A 14,022-nucleotide genomic window follows, 5' to 3' on the forward strand; every position below is an offset into this window, starting at 1 on the left:
CCAACCGGACACGCCATGGTTGAGTAGGTCGCATGACGACCTCCGCGCGCCGAGCCCCGGCCACCCCCTCCGGCACCCACCCGCCCTTCCGCGTCGGTCTGATCGGCTACGGCCTGGCCGGCTCCGCCTTCCACGCCCCGCTCATCGCCACCACCCCCGGGCTCCGGCTGGACGCGGTGGTCACCGCCAACCCGGACCGCCGGGAGCAGTTGCGGCGCGAGCACCCCGAAGCCCGCGCCGTCGACACCCCCGAGCAGCTGCTCGCCGACCCGGAGGCGCTCGACCTGGTCGTCATCGCCTCCCCCAACCGCACCCACGCCCCGCTCACCCGCGCCGCCCTGGCCGCCGGGCTGGCCACCGTGGTCGACAAGCCGCTGGCCGGCACCGCTGCCGAGGCGGCCGAGCTCTGCGCGCTCGCCGAGGCGGGCGGCACCCTGCTCACCGTCTTCCAGAACCGCCGCTGGGACGGCGACTTCCTCACCGCCGCCCGGCTGGTCCGCGAGGGCGCGCTCGGCCGGGTGCACCGCTTCGAGTCCCGCTTCGAGCGCTTCCGGCCCAAGCCCAAGCCCGGCTGGCGCGAGCTCGCCGACCCGGCCGAGGTCGGCGGCACCCTCTACGACCTGGGCAGCCACCTCGTCGACCAGGCGCTCACGCTGTTCGGGCCGGTCGACACGGTGTACGCGGAGATCGACGTCCGGCGCGACGGCGCGGTGGTCGACGACGACGCCTTCCTCGCCCTCACCCACGCCGACGGCACCCGCTCCCACCTGTGGACCAGCGCCCTCGCCCCGCTGATCGGCCCGCACCTGCGGGTCCTCGGCGACACCGCCGGGTACGTCAAGTCCGGTATGGACCCGCAGGAGGCGGCCCTGCGGTCCGGGCGGCGCCCCGACGCCGCGACCCCCTGGGGCGCCGAGGACCCGGCCCGCGACGGCGTGCTCGGCACCGACGAGTCGACGGTCACCGTGCCCACCGACCCCGGCGACTACCCCGCCTTCTACGCGGGCGTCGCCGCCGCCCTGGCCAACCCCGGCACCCCGCCCCCGGTCGACCCGCGCGACGCCGTCGCCACCCTCACCGTCCTGGAGGCCGCCCGCGCCTCCGCCGCCACCGGCACCACCATCCGGCTCGACTGACGCCCCACCCGGCCCGTCGGCCCGGGCCCGCCGCTGAACTCCGCTGAACTCGCCCCGGCGCCCCTGCCGGCCCGTTTCCCTTTGTCTACGCTGCACCGTATGCAGACCTGGGGGGAGCGGTACCAGCAGGGCCTGGCCGACAGCGCCGAGCAGACGCGGCGGGCCCGGGCCAACGCGATCGCCCTGCAACGCCGCAGCTGGGCCCGGGGCGAGCAGGTCCTCTGGTCCCCCGTCACGGTGACCACCCCGGACGGCCGGCCCGTCGACCTGAAGGTCGTCCGGACCGACGTCGGCCTGCCCGCCACCGGCGCCACCAAGAAGCGCGGGAGCCGCGACGGCCTCCTCCCCGGACTTCTGGGACTCCTCGGCGCCCTCTCGGATCTCTTCGGCGTCCTGGCATTCCTGGGCTTCGTCATCGGCCACCGGCTGTTCATCGAACTGACCGGCCGCCCGCGCTGGGCCGTCGTCGCCACCACCGGCGGCACCCCCGTCACCGTCCACCGCACCCGCCACCGCACACAGGCCCTGACCGCCGCAGCCACCCTCGCCGACCACATCGAACGCGACGGCACCATCGCCCTCCACCTCCCACCACCGGTCGGCGCAGACAGCCCGTGACCGGCACGCCTCGCACGACGTGCTCGCGACGCCGCAGCGGAGCCCCCTCCGCCGGACCGCCCCCACCACCGGCCACCGGTCAGCGCGAGGACCGACGACCGCCATACCCCGCACGACAACCCCACAACGCCACAGCCTCCCCCGGCGCCCCGCCCCGCCCCGGGCCGGGCCACACGGCCATCCACCGCAACCACCCTCGCCGCCCAGGACGGTCGGCGCAGGCAGCCCGTGACCGGCACGCCTCGTCGCAAGGGCCTGCAACGCCGCAGCGGGCACCGGGAAGCCCCGCGTCCGCCGGAGCGCACGGCCATCCACCACCGGCCGCCGATCAGCGCGAGCACCGACGACCACCACACCGCGCACGACGGCCCCACAACGCCACAGCCGACCCCCAGGAAGGGGCCACCCCCGCCCCGGGCCAGGCCGGACCGAGCCACACCACCCACCGCAAACCACCCTCGCCGCCCGCAACGGCACCACCACCCCACCTCCCGCCACCGGCCACCGGTCGGGTCGGCAGGCCCCGACCACACACGGCCCCTCCACCGCACAAGCCGCCGGCAGGCCCTGACCGCTGCGGCCACCCGCACCACCGGGAGCGGCGCATGACGACGGAGCGGGACGAGGTGGACGAGCGGCGCGCCGCCCGGGAGGAGCAGCGCCGCCGGGAGCGGGAGTGGACCGCCGAGTTCGAACGGCGGGCGGCGGCGCGGGCGGAACGCGCGCGGGCCGAGCGCACCGCTGCCCTGCGGGCGGCCTGGGCGCGCGGCGAGCGGGGCGGGAGCCACACGTTCGCCTAGGTCACCGGCCCGGACGGCGGAGAGCCGGTGCGGATCGCCGTGGTCTGGCTCGGCCGGCACCGGGCCGTGGCCAGGGCCTTCCGCGGGGGCCCGACGCACGGCCGGATCAGCGACCCGCTGGGCTTCGCGATCGTCGCCGTCACCGCCCTCGTGCTGGGGATCGACCACGGCATCCGCCGACTGATCCTGCGCTTGTCCGACCGGCCGCGCCGGGCCGTCGCCGCCGTGGGGCCGGACGGCGAGCCCGTCCTCGTGCACCACGACCGTGACGAGCGGCCCGTGGCCCTCGCCGCGGCGGCCCTGGCCGACCGGGTCGAGCGGGAGGGCCCGGCGGCCCTCCACCCGACGGGCGGCCGGCCCTGATCAGACGCCGATGACCTCGACGGCCGAGCCCAGCCCCTTGAAGTCGGAGACGTTGCGCGTGTACAGCGGCAGGCCGTGCGCGGAGGCGATGGCGGCGATCATCAGATCGATCCGGCGCGGGCGCGGCTGGCGCCCGGCGGCGATGGTCAGCGTCACCAGGGTGCCGTAGCGGGCGGCGGCGGCCGCGTCGAAGGGCAGCGGCTCGAAGTCCGCCATCGCCGCGCCCAGCACCTCCATCCGCGCCGCCCGGCTGACCGGGTCGCGGGCCATGGAGACGCCCTGCTGCAGTTCGGCGAAGGTGATCGCGGTCAGCTCCGGCACGGCCGGCAGGTCGGCCGGGCCGAGCAGGGCCAGGTCGATGTAGACGCAGGTGTCCAGCACCCCGGCCGGCCGGCGCCGGGAGGCCCGCCGCCGCTCAGCCACGCGGCCGCTCGAACGGGTCGCCGTCCTCGTCCCCGATCAGGTCCTCCGGGCCGAAGTAGTCCTCGGCCTCCTTGCGCATCTGCTGGTAGTCCACGCGCGGGAGCTTCACGTGCCGCGCCACCAGCTCCTCCGCCGTGAGCCGCCGCCGTCCCGCGACCGGCCTCAGCTCGGCGACCTCGACCCCGTTCCTGGTGATGTGGAAGGTCTCCCCCGCCTCCACGGCGTCCATCACCGCGGCGGAGTTGTTCCGGAACTCCCGCTGGGTAATCGTCTTCATCCTCCCAAGGTAGCCCCGTGTAGCACCTGCGGCTACACCCGCGCAAGCCTTCCGTTAAATCGATCGCGCGGAGTCCGCCTCTTCGTTACGGTACGAACACGCGCAATCACGCTGGGGGTTCTGATCATGACCGATGCCGCCGGGACACAACGGAATCCGTGGCTACTCGGTCAGGAGCACCCGCCCTCCGGCGTGCCGCCGCAGCCCGGTTCGGCCGGCGCGCCGGTCCGGGTCGAGCCCGCCGCACTTCGCCGGGCGGCCGGGACGTCGCGCCGCCTCCAGGGCGAGCTGCGGCTCGCGGTCGGCCACGCCGAGCCGGACACCAACGCGGCCGCCCGGGCCCTGTCCACCGAGTGCTTCGGCTCGGGCGCCGCGCTCGCCCAGGTCCTCACCTGGTGGAAGGCCCGGTGGACCAGCCTCGACAACCGCCTCGGGCTGACGGCAGACCGGTTGGAAGCCACCGCCGGCGCCTACCGCGCGACGGACGCGTCCGCCGCCTCCCCGTTCAAGGCGCCGTGAGCCATGGTGACCTTCGCACAGCTCCGGCAGGCCTCCTTCGAGCCGCTCGACAAGGCCGGCGACACCTGGAACGGCGTCGCCGGACGCACCGAGCAGATCGCCGGCCAGGTCCGGTCCGGCGTCCTGCAATCGCTCACCGGCGCCGGACCGGGCCCCTTCGCCGCCGCCGGAGCCCGCGTCTGGACCGGCGTCGCGGCCGACGAGGCCGCCCGTGAGATCGGCCTGCTCGCCGACGAGCTGACCGCCTTCCACTACGAGGCGCTCGCCGTCACCGCCGCGCTGCGCCGGGCCAAGTCCGCGTTCACGCAGGCGCAGCAGAACCTGCTGCGCGCCATCGGCGACGCCGAGGCACTCGGCGCCGTCGTGTCCGCCGACGGCACCGTCACGCTGCCGCCCCTGCCGCCCGAGGACCGCAACGACCCGGACGCGATCGCCTACCAGCGGCGGAAGTGGGACGAACTCCAGCAGTACATCGAAGCCATGGGCAAAGCGGTGTCCGCCGCCACCGAGGCCGACACGGCCGCCACGACCGCCCTCCGCGCCCTCGACCCCGCCGAGGTCGACCCGTCGACCCGCCCGGGGGCCGTGGCGAACGCGGGCGCCGACCTCGTCCAGGCCGCCGGCATGCCCACCGACGCCAAGGCGCTGCGGGCCTGGTGGGGTGCGCTCGAACCGAGCGTCCGCGCGGGGCTGCTGGCCGCGGACGGGGAACGGCTGCTCGCGGCGGGCGTCCTGGGCCCGGTCGACTACGAGTGGCGCGCCCCGGACGCCGGCGCCGGTGCCTTCGCCCAGCGTCCACCCGGCCCCGGTGACTACGCCAACGGGGTCGCGGCCGAGCACCTGCTGGTCGGAGTCGGGAGTCTCGCCGGATTCACGGACGCCGCGCGTCATCTGCAGCACTTCCTGACCGCGTCGGGTGAACCGCTCACCGTCGATGTGGACCGGATGCTGCACGACGACCCGGAGTTCCGCCGGCGGGTGGACCGACAGATCGCCGAGCACCACGCGGAGTGGCGGCAGCTGGCGCTCGACGCCTTCGAACAGTCGGGCGGGGCCCCGGTGGCCGTCCCGGTCGAAGTCGTCGCGCACCGCAACATCGACGCAGCCGCCCAGCGCAACTGGTTCCTGGCGATCGGCAGCCACCCCTACGCCACCTCCGGTGTGGTGACCGCCCGCCCCGGCCCGGACGGGAAGCCCCTGGTCTCGTTCCAGTACCAGGTCAATGTCTGGGACCGCTACAACTGGGACCCTGGCAAGAGCACACCGATCGCCTTCACCAGCATCAAGGACAGCGACATGGCCAAGCTCCACCAGACCGGCCTGGCCAGGGAGTTCGACCTGACCGGCCGGAGCGCTCCGGCCACCGTCACACTTCCCGACTCGGCGCCCCCGTCCGGGGCGGGCACCGGGCAGGACGGCACCCGGGAGGGCGCGCGCTCGGATCCCGGACGGGAGACCCGGTGAGCAGGACGCGCCCCTCCCCCGATCCCCGGCGGACCCGCCGTCGCCTGATCGGAATCCTGGTCATCGGCCCCCTGGTCCTGCTGACGGCCGGAGTGGCCCTGCTCTACTGGGCCTACGAGCAGGACCGCCATCCGAAGCCGGACAGCGGGCGGCCGGGGGCGTGGATGACCGTGAGCCCGGAGGAGGTGTCCCAGTTCACCCGTGTGGGAATCCCGGCGGCGGCGGCCGATGTCCGATGGGGCTACCAGAACGGGTTCCAGGACGACTTCGCCGTCCTCACGTTCCGGCTGCCACAGACCGGGCTGGAGGAGTTCAAGGGCGCTCTCGCCGTCTCCGAGTGGGCCGAGAGCACGTACGTCCAGAGCGTGGATCTGGCAGGCTTCCAGCACGTCGGTGCACCCGATCCAACCAGCATGCTCCCGCTGAGCTGCGGGGACTTCTACTCCCCGGCCCCGGCCAAGAACATCGCCACGCGTGTGTGCCTCGCCCCGCAGCCGGGCGGGACAAGTCAGGTGTGGGTCAGCGCCTTCCAGACCTCCTGAACCGGAAACCGGGAACCGGCGCGGGGTCCCGATCGTCTTCCTGCTCTGAAGACATGGCTCCGGAGCACATGAGGAGGGCAGGGACGTGACAGTGGTCGCGATGCTGCTCGGCCTGCTCCGGGTGCTGAGTGGTGGGGAGTGGCTCGCCGAGGGTGGCGGGTCGCTGACCTCGGTGGCGGCCGCGGCCGCCGTGGTGCTGGTGGCCGGGGCGGTCGCGGGGGCGCTGGTCGTCGCGCGGCTGCTGGGCGCGCGGGCGCCGGCGAACGTACGGGACGGGATGCTGCGCAGGCGCGCGTTCCGGACGGCGTTCCTGCCGCAGCGCGATCCGGACGCCCGGGGCCGGCGGCGCCCGAGGGCGCCGGGAGCGGCCCCGGCGGCCGCGTAGCCCCTGGAAGATCCGCAGGCGCGGCCGTCCTCCGTCGATCACTCGTACCCCGAGACCCCGGAGGGCTCGCTCCACCATGTCCGTTTTCGCTGTTCTCGACCCGGCCGTCGGCCTGGCCCACGACACCGTCGCCGCGCTCGCGCACGTCGTCCCGACCGCGTCGGCGATCGTCCTGTTCACCGTCTGCGTCCGCCTGGCGCTCCACCCGCTGGCACGGGCGGCGGCGCGCGGCGAGAAGTCGCGCGCCCGGCTGGCGCCGCGGGTTGCCGAACTGAACCGCAAGCACAAGGGCCGCCCGGAGAAGCTCCGGGCAGCGCTCGCCGAGCTGTACCGGGAGGAGAAGGCCTCGCCGTTCGCGGGGTGTCTGCCGATGCTGGTGCAGATCCCGTTCTTCTCGGTGATGTACCGGCTGTTCACCACCCCGAACGACCTGCTCGGCCACACCCTCTTCGGCGCCCCGCTCGGCCTCCACGTGGGCTCGGCGCAGGGCGCGGGTCAGTGGGCGGTGTTCGCCGTTCTGTACGCGGGGCTGACGGCGGTGGCGTACGTCGGCTTCCGGCGGGCCCGTCGCGCCCAGGCCGCCCAGGCCGCCCAGGCGGCGAAGGCCGACGGCGCGCCGCCGCAGCCGGGGTCGGCGGTACTGCCGTACCTGTCGTTCGGCACGGTGCTGTTCGCCGCCCTCGTCCCGCTGGCGGCCGGGGTGTACCTGCTCACCACCACCGCCTGGTCCGCCGCCGAGCGCGCCTGGCTGTACCGGGACGGCGCGCCGGAGCCGGCGGGCGGCGTCGCGCTGGTGTGACGCCCTGCGTCGGAGGGAGCGCCTGGTCTCCTCTAGCCTGTGTGATCGTTTGGTCCGGTCGGCCGGACGATCACACAGGCGAAGGGATGGGTCGGAATCATGGCGGTCGCTGCTCCGGCGTTGGCCGATTTGCGGGAGGTCTGCCAGCCGCAGGCGAAGCTGGCGAGCCGCAACGGGGAGCACTGGGCGGGACGGCTCTACATGCGCGCCGTCTCGCTGCGCGTCACCCGGCAGTTGGTGCGGACCTCGGTGTCGCCCAACACGCTGACCTGGGTGATGGTGGTCTGCGGGGTGGGCGCCGGGGCGGCGCTGCTGATCCCGGGGCTGCCGGGCGCGGTGCTGGCGGTGGTGCTGATGCAGGGCTTCCTGCTGTTCGACTGCGTGGACGGCGAGGTGGCCCGCTGGAAGAAGCAGTTCAGCATGGCCGGGGTGTACGTCGACCGGCTGGGCGCGTACCTGGCGGACGCGGCGCTGATGATCGGCGCGGGCGTCCGGGCGGCCCGGGGCGGGTCGGAGCTGTGGGTGTCGGTGGGCCTGGCGGCCGCGCTGGGCGTGGTGCTGCTGAAGGCGTCCACGGACCTGGTGGACGTGGCGCGGGCGCGCAGCGGGATGGCGCCGGCGGACGAGGAGTCGACGCAGCCCCGGTTCCAGGGCATCGCGACGGCGCGCCGGCTGGCGTCGGTGTTCAAGATCCACCGGGTGACCAACGGGATCGAGGCCTCGCTGGTGCTGCTGGCGGCGGCGGTCGTGGACGCGGTGGTCGGCCACACCGACCCGACGCAGGCGACGGTCGCCGCGATCACCGTGATCACCTGGGGGATGGTGGTCGCGCACCTGGCGTCGATCCTGTCCTCCTCCCGCCTGCGCTGAGCAGGCGCCGAGCCGGGTGACTCCGACGGCGCGCCGACCTGCGGGTTGGCGCGCCGTCAAGCGTCCGTACGGTGATTCCGGCCGGTGCGACGCCCTCCCGAGGATGACGCGGGCGGCCCGGGCCGGGTGCGAACGTGGCTCCAGGGGACCGGAGTTCGGGCCCCAGGGAGGGATCACCATGAACGCCATCCGTACCACCCGTACCACCCGCTCCATACGGCTGGCCGCCGTCGCACTGGCCGGCGCCACCGTCGTCGCGCTGGCCCCGACGGCGGCCGTCGCGGCCGACGGTGGAAGCGCTTCTCCCGCCGTGTCGGCCGACGCCGCCGCCCGGGTCGACCTCGGCCCCGAGCTGCGGGCCCTCGTCGAGCGCGGCGCCGCGACGGCCGCGCTCACCGAGGCCCGCGAGAACGGCCGCCGGGTCTATCGCGGCAGCGCCGGCGTCAACGACCTCGACTCCGGGCGCCCGGTGCGCGCCGACGGCCGGTTCCGGATCGGCAGCGTCACCAAGACCTTCGTCGCGACGGTCGTGCTGCAACTCGCCGACGAGGGGAGGCTGCGGCTGGACGATCCGGTGGAGCGGCACCTGCCGGGCCTGGTGCCGAACGGCGGCGCGATCACCCTGCGCCAACTCCTCAACCACACCAGCGGCTTGTACAACTACCTGGAGGACCCGCGCTTCCTCTTCCACGACGAGGCCAGCCTGCGCACCTACCTCGCGGAGCGCCGCTGGACGAACTGGAGCCCGGCCCAGCTGATCGAGGTCGGCGTGCGGGGGACGCCGGACTTCCCGCCCGGGCAGGGCTGGCACTACTCGAACACCAACTACGTCCTCATCGGCGAGGTGATCCGCAAGGTCACCGGGCACACCTGGCAGAACGAGGTGGACCGGCGGATCGTCAAGCCGCTGCACCTCGACGACACCACGTTCCCGACGTCCCGGACCGGTGTCCCCGGCCCGCACGCCCACGGATACGTCAAACTGCCGGAGGGCCTGGCCGACATCACCAGGCTGAGCCCCACTTTCGGCGACGCGGCCGGCAACGGCATCTCCACCACCACCGACCTCAACCGCTTCCACGCCGCCCTGTTCGGCGGCAGGCTGCTGTCGGCCGCCCGGTTCGCGGAGATGACGACGGCCGTCCCGGCGCCGATGATCGGCGCGCACTACGGGCTGGGCCTGATCCGCTACGACCTGCCCTGCGGCGAGGCCTGGGGCCACACCGGCGGCCTGCCGGGATACAACACGATATGGCTCGGGTCGAAGGACGGCGCACGGCAGTTCTCGCTCTCCTTCAACCTCTCCCAGGGGGCCGAGACCGAGGAGACCTTCACCACGCTGAACGCCTTCATCGTGAACGCCTCCTGCGGTTCCGGCACGCCCAGCGCCAACGGCGCCGTGGCGAACTCGGCTTTCACCTTCGTGCGTTGAGCGACCGGCCGGACGGCGGGGCGGGCGCGGTGTCAAGCCCGGTGGCGCCGATCGGGACGCGCACCACCCCCGCCGTTCGGCCGGGCCCCGGGATACCACCGAGGGACGGCCGGGGGCCTCCGAGGCCCGCCCGGAGGACGACGCGGGGCGGGTGGGGCGGGTGCGAGTCTGGGCGACGAGGGCCCGAGGTCCGGGCCGGGGAGGGTGGTTCACCATGGCGTTCGTCCAGACTCAAGCACCACGCGGGAAAGGCCGGTTGGGGATGCGGGCAGCCGCCGTCGCGTTGGCCGGGGCCACCGTCGTCACGCTCGCCCCGGCGGCGGTGGCGGCTCCACGCTCCGGCGTCGACGCACAGGCGGAGCTGCGGGCGTTCATCGCGGACGGCTCCTCGACGGCCGCGTTCGCCGAGGTCCGGCAGGACGGCCGCAGGATCTGGCGCGGCGCGGCCGGGACGTCCGACCTGGCCACCGGGCAGCCGGTCAGGTCGGACGGCCGGTTCCGGATCGGCAGTGTCACCAAGGCGTTCGTGTCGACGGTGGTGCTCCAGCTGGTCGCCGAGGGGAGGCTGCGGCTGGACGACCCGGTGGAGCGACACCTGCCCGGCCTGGTGCCGAACGGTGACGCGATCAGCGTGCGCCAACTGCTCAACCACACCAGCGGGTTGTTCGACTACCTGGAGGATCCGCAGTTCTTCTTCCGGGACGAGGCGAGCCTGCGCGACTGGGTCCACGGGGCGAGCCGCTGGCAGGACTACCGGCCGGAGCAGTTGGCGGCGGTCGGCGTCGCGCACGCGCCGTACTTCGCGCCGGGGCAGGGGTGGCGGTACTCGAACACCAACTACGTCCTCGCCGGGATGCTGATCAGGAAGCTGACCGGGAACAGCTGGCAGCGCGAGGTCGAGCGGCGGATCGTCCGCCCGCTGCACCTCGACGACACGGCGTTCCCCGGCTCGGAGACCGGCGTGCGCGGCCCGCACGCCCACGCGTACGCCAAGCTGGCGGAGGGGCCGGCGGACATCACCCGGCTCAACCCGACCGTCGCCGACGCGGCGGGCAACGGCATCTCCACCCCGGCCGACCTCAACCGCTTCCACACCGCCCTGTTCGGCGGCAAGCTGCTGCGGCCGGCCGAGCAGGCGGAACTGAAGCGCACGGTGCCGACCGGCTCGGGGCATTCGTCCTACGGACTCGGCGTGGCCCAGGCCGACTTCGGCTGCGGCCCCCTGTGGGGGCACGACGGCGGCATCCCGGGCTGGGGCACGCTGCTGTTCGGCACGGCGGACGGGAAGCGGCAGGTGGCTCTGTCGTACAACCCGTACGAGGGCACCGACCCGTCGGGTATCGACATGGCGGTCGTCAACGTGGCGGTCAAGACCCTGTGCAACGGTGCGGCGGCCCCGGCCGGGGCGGTTGCCGATGCGGCGGCCGGGCTGTCGGCCCTGCGGGGCGCGGGACGCTGAGGCGGCGTTTCCGGCTCCGAAGTGCGCTTCGGGGAGGAGCTTCGACCCGCCGATCGGCAGATGGACGGGGGCAGTTCACCGCGGGGACGATGAGCGGGCCGAGGGCGTCGCCGTCCCTGCCCACCCCTGCGGCGGCGATGGCGGGGCAACGTCCACGGCAGGCGCGGCCGACCTGGCCGACCGGGCAGCCGGTCAGGTCGGACGCCCGCCGGGGGGCGGGGGCCAATCGGGTATGCGGTGGTCGTGGTGGCGGTCGTGGAGGGAGTCCCACCGGAGTCGGCAGACGGCGCCGGTGACTGCGGCGGTGACTGCGGCGGTGATGATGAGGGCCAGTAGGCCGATCACGGTCAGGCGGCGCGGTCGGACTCGAACCAGACCACGAAGCAGCCTCCGCCCCACCGAGTGGCGCGACCTCCTCGCCGGGATCCGTGGCGGGGAGTTCGACGTCTGAGGCACAATTTCCCCAAACTTCCCTGGAACCGCCTCCGTCCTGCGGACACCAGATCTGCGTGGAGTCCTCCTTGTCCAGTAAGCAGACGCAGGCCGGCGAACGCCAAGTGTTCGCCGAGCTCTACGATCAGCACGCTCGCACGGTCTTCGCGCACGCGTACCGGTCCATCGGGGACCGCGACCTCGCCGACGACATCGTCTCCCTCACCTTCCTCGAAGCCTGGCGGCTGCGGCGGAAGCTCCGCGACGAGGTCCTCCACCCCCGTGCCTGGCTACTGGCCATCGCCACCAACGTGCTCCGCAACACCGCCCGCACCGCGCGCCGCCACCGGGACGCGATGTCCCGCCTCCCCCGGCGCGACCCGATCCCCGACTTCGCCGACGAGGTGGTCAGCCGGATCGCCGACGCCAACACGGCCGCCGCGGCCGTCCGCGCGCTCGACCAGCTCGGTGAGCCGGAGCGCGAGGTCTTCACGCTGGTCGTCTGGTCCGGGCTCGGCTACGCCGAGGCCGCCCAGGCGTTGGGCATACCCGTCGGCACCGTCCGCTCCCGGCTCTCCCGCGTCCGCGACAAGCTCCGCCGGATCGTCGACGCCGAGGATCCCCCCGAGCCACGCCGGGTCGGCCTCGCCATCAGCCATCAGTCCGTGGGCCACCATCAGGAAAGGCGGCCATGAGCAACACACGCACCGACCACTCCGAGTGGAACGAACACTGCGAGCGCCGTGAACTCGCCCGGTTGCTCCCCCCGCCGCCCCACCCGGAACCCTCCCCCTCCCAACTGGCCCTCCGCCGTGACTTCCTCCTCGCCGAGTTCGCCCGTCCCCGCCCCTTCGCCGCCCTCACCGCCCGCTGGCGCGGCCTCGTCGCGGTGACCGTCATCGCCACCGCCGCCGCCCTCACCGCCGTCGCCCTCACCCCCGGCTCCTCCTCGTCGCATGCCTCGCCCGCAGAGAGCGCCGCCTCCGCCGAACTCCTCAACCGGATCGCCCAGGCCGCCCACAACCGCCCACAGCCCCCGGCCCAGGACTCCCAGTTCACCTACCTGTGGACGGTCACCCACTTCAAGGCGCTGACCGAGACCCCCGAGGGCACCATGACGCGCACCGACACCACCGAGGTCGTCGAGCGCTGGACCGCCGTGGACGGCAACCGCGAGGGCCTGCTGCGCCGCGACGGCGCCGACGAGCCGCTCCCCTCCGTCACCCACAGCGCGCTGGACTCCCCCACCTACCGCCTGCTGGCCACCCTGCCGACCGACCCCGACGCCCTGCTGAAGCTGATCTACGCCGACGCCGTGGCGAACCACGGCCCCGGCTCGGGTTCGACCACCGGGCCGGACCACGAGGCCTTCATCGCCATCGGCGACATCCTGCGCAGCTCGGTCGTCCCTCCGCAGACGGGTTCGGCGCTCTACCGCGCCGCCGCCCGCATCCCCGGGGTGGTCACCGTGAACGACTCGGTCGACGCCACCGGGCGGCACGGCGTCGCCGTGGCCCGGGTGAACGACGGCCGACGCTTCGAGTGGATCTTCGACCCGACGACCCTGGCGCTGCTCGGCACCCGTACCGTCGCGCTGAGCGACGGTCCGTGGGGCAGGAGCGGCGACGAGGTCGGCTCCACCGCCGTCCTCGCCCAGGGCATCGTCGGCGCCCCCGGCGAGCCGATTCCTCCGGAACCCGCCAAATCAAGCCAGTCGGCCAATTCGGCCAGCCATTGACCGGTCCCCGTCGGAACTATTGTGCGAACGGCCGATCCGGCGTTGGGTTCGTGTCAGCACCGTCCTGCCACGACCCATCAGAGGAGAAGTCGACCGTGCGTTCCTTCCGCATGCTCGCCGTCGTCACCGCGACGGCCGGCGCGCTCGTGCTGGCGGCCCCGGCGGCCACGGCGGCGCCCGCACCGACGGTCCCGTCCGCCGACGCCCAACAGTCCATCGGTCCGGCGGAGGCAACGTCGTCCAAGCCGGTGATCGCCTTCTACCGAGGCCAGAGGATCGACCTCTCCAAGGGCTGGGGCGGCGCCGGCGTCTGCACCGAGGTGACGGGCGGCGACGTCTACTGCCACGACAGCGTCGCCGAGGCCGACGCCGCGATCGCCGTCATCGACCCGGCCCTCGCCGAGGCCGCCAAAGCCGCACCGGCCGTGCCCGCCGGGGCCGGACTGTCGCTGCAGGAGCCCGTGAAGTGCGAGGCCGGCCAAGCCTGCCTCTGGGAGCACGCCAACGCCACGGGTGACGTGCTGCGCTGGACGCAGCCGGGCACCAAGTACCTCAGTGACTACGGGTTCCGCGACAAGGCCAGCGCCGCCTGCGTCTTCCGCTCCAGCGGCAACCTGGCGATCTACGACGACCGCACCCTGCAGCCGGACCCCCTGGTCGTCCTGTCGCCGAACGGCTACTGCTACGACCTCAGCACTTTCGGCTACCCGTACGGCGGCAACTGGAACGACAAGGCGGACTACGTCAACCTGTAGCCGCCGCCCG

At 74.1% G+C, this 14,022-nt stretch carries 17 protein-coding genes; 15 read left to right on the forward strand and 2 right to left on the reverse strand.

Features of this window, described 5'->3' with window-relative positions:
• Positions 1-32: 32 nt before the first annotated feature.
• The 4 genes from ACFZBX_RS12890 to ACFZBX_RS12905 all read left to right on the forward strand — a co-directional run bounded on the left by ACFZBX_RS12890 (position 33) and on the right by ACFZBX_RS12905 (position 2,917).
• The gene (locus ACFZBX_RS12890; protein ID WP_391533541.1) at positions 33-1,136 is read left to right on the forward strand and encodes a Gfo/Idh/MocA family oxidoreductase; all 1,104 of its coding nucleotides are present in this window, start codon (positions 33-35) and stop codon (positions 1,134-1,136) included.
• Between the two features lie 99 nt (positions 1,137-1,235).
• On the forward strand, positions 1,236-1,754 hold the full coding sequence (locus ACFZBX_RS12895; protein ID WP_391533543.1) for a hypothetical protein: 519 nt from the start codon (positions 1,236-1,238) through the stop codon (positions 1,752-1,754).
• A gap of 605 nt (positions 1,755-2,359) precedes the next feature.
• Positions 2,360-2,554 (forward strand): hypothetical protein, encoded by a 195-nt coding sequence (locus ACFZBX_RS12900; protein WP_391533545.1) that lies wholly within the window; start codon positions 2,360-2,362, stop codon positions 2,552-2,554.
• A 27-nt stretch (positions 2,555-2,581) separates the two neighbouring features.
• Entirely contained in the window at positions 2,582-2,917 is a 336-nt protein-coding gene (locus ACFZBX_RS12905) for a hypothetical protein (protein WP_391533547.1), read from the forward strand.
• Here the strand turns inward: ACFZBX_RS12905 and ACFZBX_RS12910 are convergent, their stop codons facing one another.
• Together ACFZBX_RS12910 and ACFZBX_RS12915 are read right to left on the reverse strand one after the other, a co-directional pair.
• A complete protein-coding gene (locus ACFZBX_RS12910; protein ID WP_391533549.1) occupies positions 2,918-3,340 on the reverse strand; it encodes a type II toxin-antitoxin system VapC family toxin in 423 nt (140 codons plus the stop codon).
• Entirely contained in the window at positions 3,333-3,617 is a 285-nt protein-coding gene (locus tag ACFZBX_RS12915; protein ID WP_391533551.1) for a type II toxin-antitoxin system Phd/YefM family antitoxin, read from the reverse strand. The genes ACFZBX_RS12910 and ACFZBX_RS12915 overlap by 8 nt, the downstream gene beginning before the upstream one ends.
• Positions 3,618-3,743: 126 nt before the next feature.
• Between ACFZBX_RS12915 and ACFZBX_RS12920 the strand changes: the two genes are divergently transcribed.
• The 11 genes from ACFZBX_RS12920 to ACFZBX_RS12970 all read left to right on the forward strand — a co-directional run bounded on the left by ACFZBX_RS12920 (position 3,744) and on the right by ACFZBX_RS12970 (position 14,012).
• Complete coding sequence (locus ACFZBX_RS12920; RefSeq protein WP_391533554.1) at positions 3,744-4,136, forward strand: type VII secretion target; 393 nt, start codon at positions 3,744-3,746, stop codon at positions 4,134-4,136.
• A 3-nt stretch (positions 4,137-4,139) separates the two neighbouring features.
• Positions 4,140-5,600: a hypothetical protein gene (locus ACFZBX_RS12925; RefSeq protein WP_391533555.1), complete on the forward strand. Its 1,461-nt coding sequence runs from the start codon at positions 4,140-4,142 to the stop codon at positions 5,598-5,600.
• Complete coding sequence (locus tag ACFZBX_RS12930) at positions 5,597-6,142, forward strand: hypothetical protein (RefSeq protein WP_391533557.1); 546 nt, start codon at positions 5,597-5,599, stop codon at positions 6,140-6,142. The genes ACFZBX_RS12925 and ACFZBX_RS12930 overlap by 4 nt, the downstream gene beginning before the upstream one ends.
• Before the next feature lie 85 nt (positions 6,143-6,227).
• Positions 6,228-6,527, forward strand: a complete 300-nt coding sequence (locus ACFZBX_RS12935) for a DUF6412 domain-containing protein (protein ID WP_391533558.1) — start codon at positions 6,228-6,230, stop codon at positions 6,525-6,527.
• A gap of 76 nt (positions 6,528-6,603) precedes the next feature.
• Positions 6,604-7,326, forward strand: a complete 723-nt coding sequence (locus tag ACFZBX_RS12940; RefSeq protein WP_391533560.1) for a YidC/Oxa1 family membrane protein insertase — start codon at positions 6,604-6,606, stop codon at positions 7,324-7,326.
• A 99-nt stretch (positions 7,327-7,425) separates the two neighbouring features.
• Positions 7,426-8,196 carry a CDP-alcohol phosphatidyltransferase family protein gene (locus tag ACFZBX_RS12945; protein WP_391533561.1) on the forward strand — a complete coding sequence of 257 codons (771 nt, stop codon included), beginning with the start codon at positions 7,426-7,428 and terminating at the stop codon, positions 8,194-8,196.
• A gap of 178 nt (positions 8,197-8,374) precedes the next feature.
• A complete protein-coding gene (locus tag ACFZBX_RS12950; protein ID WP_391533563.1) occupies positions 8,375-9,628 on the forward strand; it encodes a serine hydrolase domain-containing protein in 1,254 nt (417 codons plus the stop codon).
• A 262-nt stretch (positions 9,629-9,890) separates the two neighbouring features.
• Positions 9,891-11,087 carry a serine hydrolase domain-containing protein gene (locus tag ACFZBX_RS12955; RefSeq protein ID WP_391533565.1) on the forward strand — a complete coding sequence of 399 codons (1,197 nt, stop codon included), beginning with the start codon at positions 9,891-9,893 and terminating at the stop codon, positions 11,085-11,087.
• A 521-nt stretch (positions 11,088-11,608) separates the two neighbouring features.
• Positions 11,609-12,214, forward strand: a complete 606-nt coding sequence (locus tag ACFZBX_RS12960; protein ID WP_391533567.1) for an RNA polymerase sigma factor — start codon at positions 11,609-11,611, stop codon at positions 12,212-12,214.
• Positions 12,211-13,257, forward strand: a complete 1,047-nt coding sequence (locus ACFZBX_RS12965; RefSeq protein WP_391533569.1) for a CU044_5270 family protein — start codon at positions 12,211-12,213, stop codon at positions 13,255-13,257. Before ACFZBX_RS12960 ends, ACFZBX_RS12965 begins: the two co-directional genes overlap by 4 nt.
• 95 nt (positions 13,258-13,352) lie before the next feature.
• Positions 13,353-14,012, forward strand: coding sequence for a peptidase inhibitor family I36 protein (locus tag ACFZBX_RS12970; protein WP_391533570.1), 660 nt, complete (start codon positions 13,353-13,355; stop codon positions 14,010-14,012).
• Positions 14,013-14,022 lie beyond the last annotated feature (10 nt).

Source organism: Kitasatospora sp. NPDC008115 (genome assembly GCF_042957205.1).
In the GTDB taxonomy this organism is placed as follows: Bacteria; Actinomycetota; Actinomycetes; order Streptomycetales; family Streptomycetaceae; genus Kitasatospora.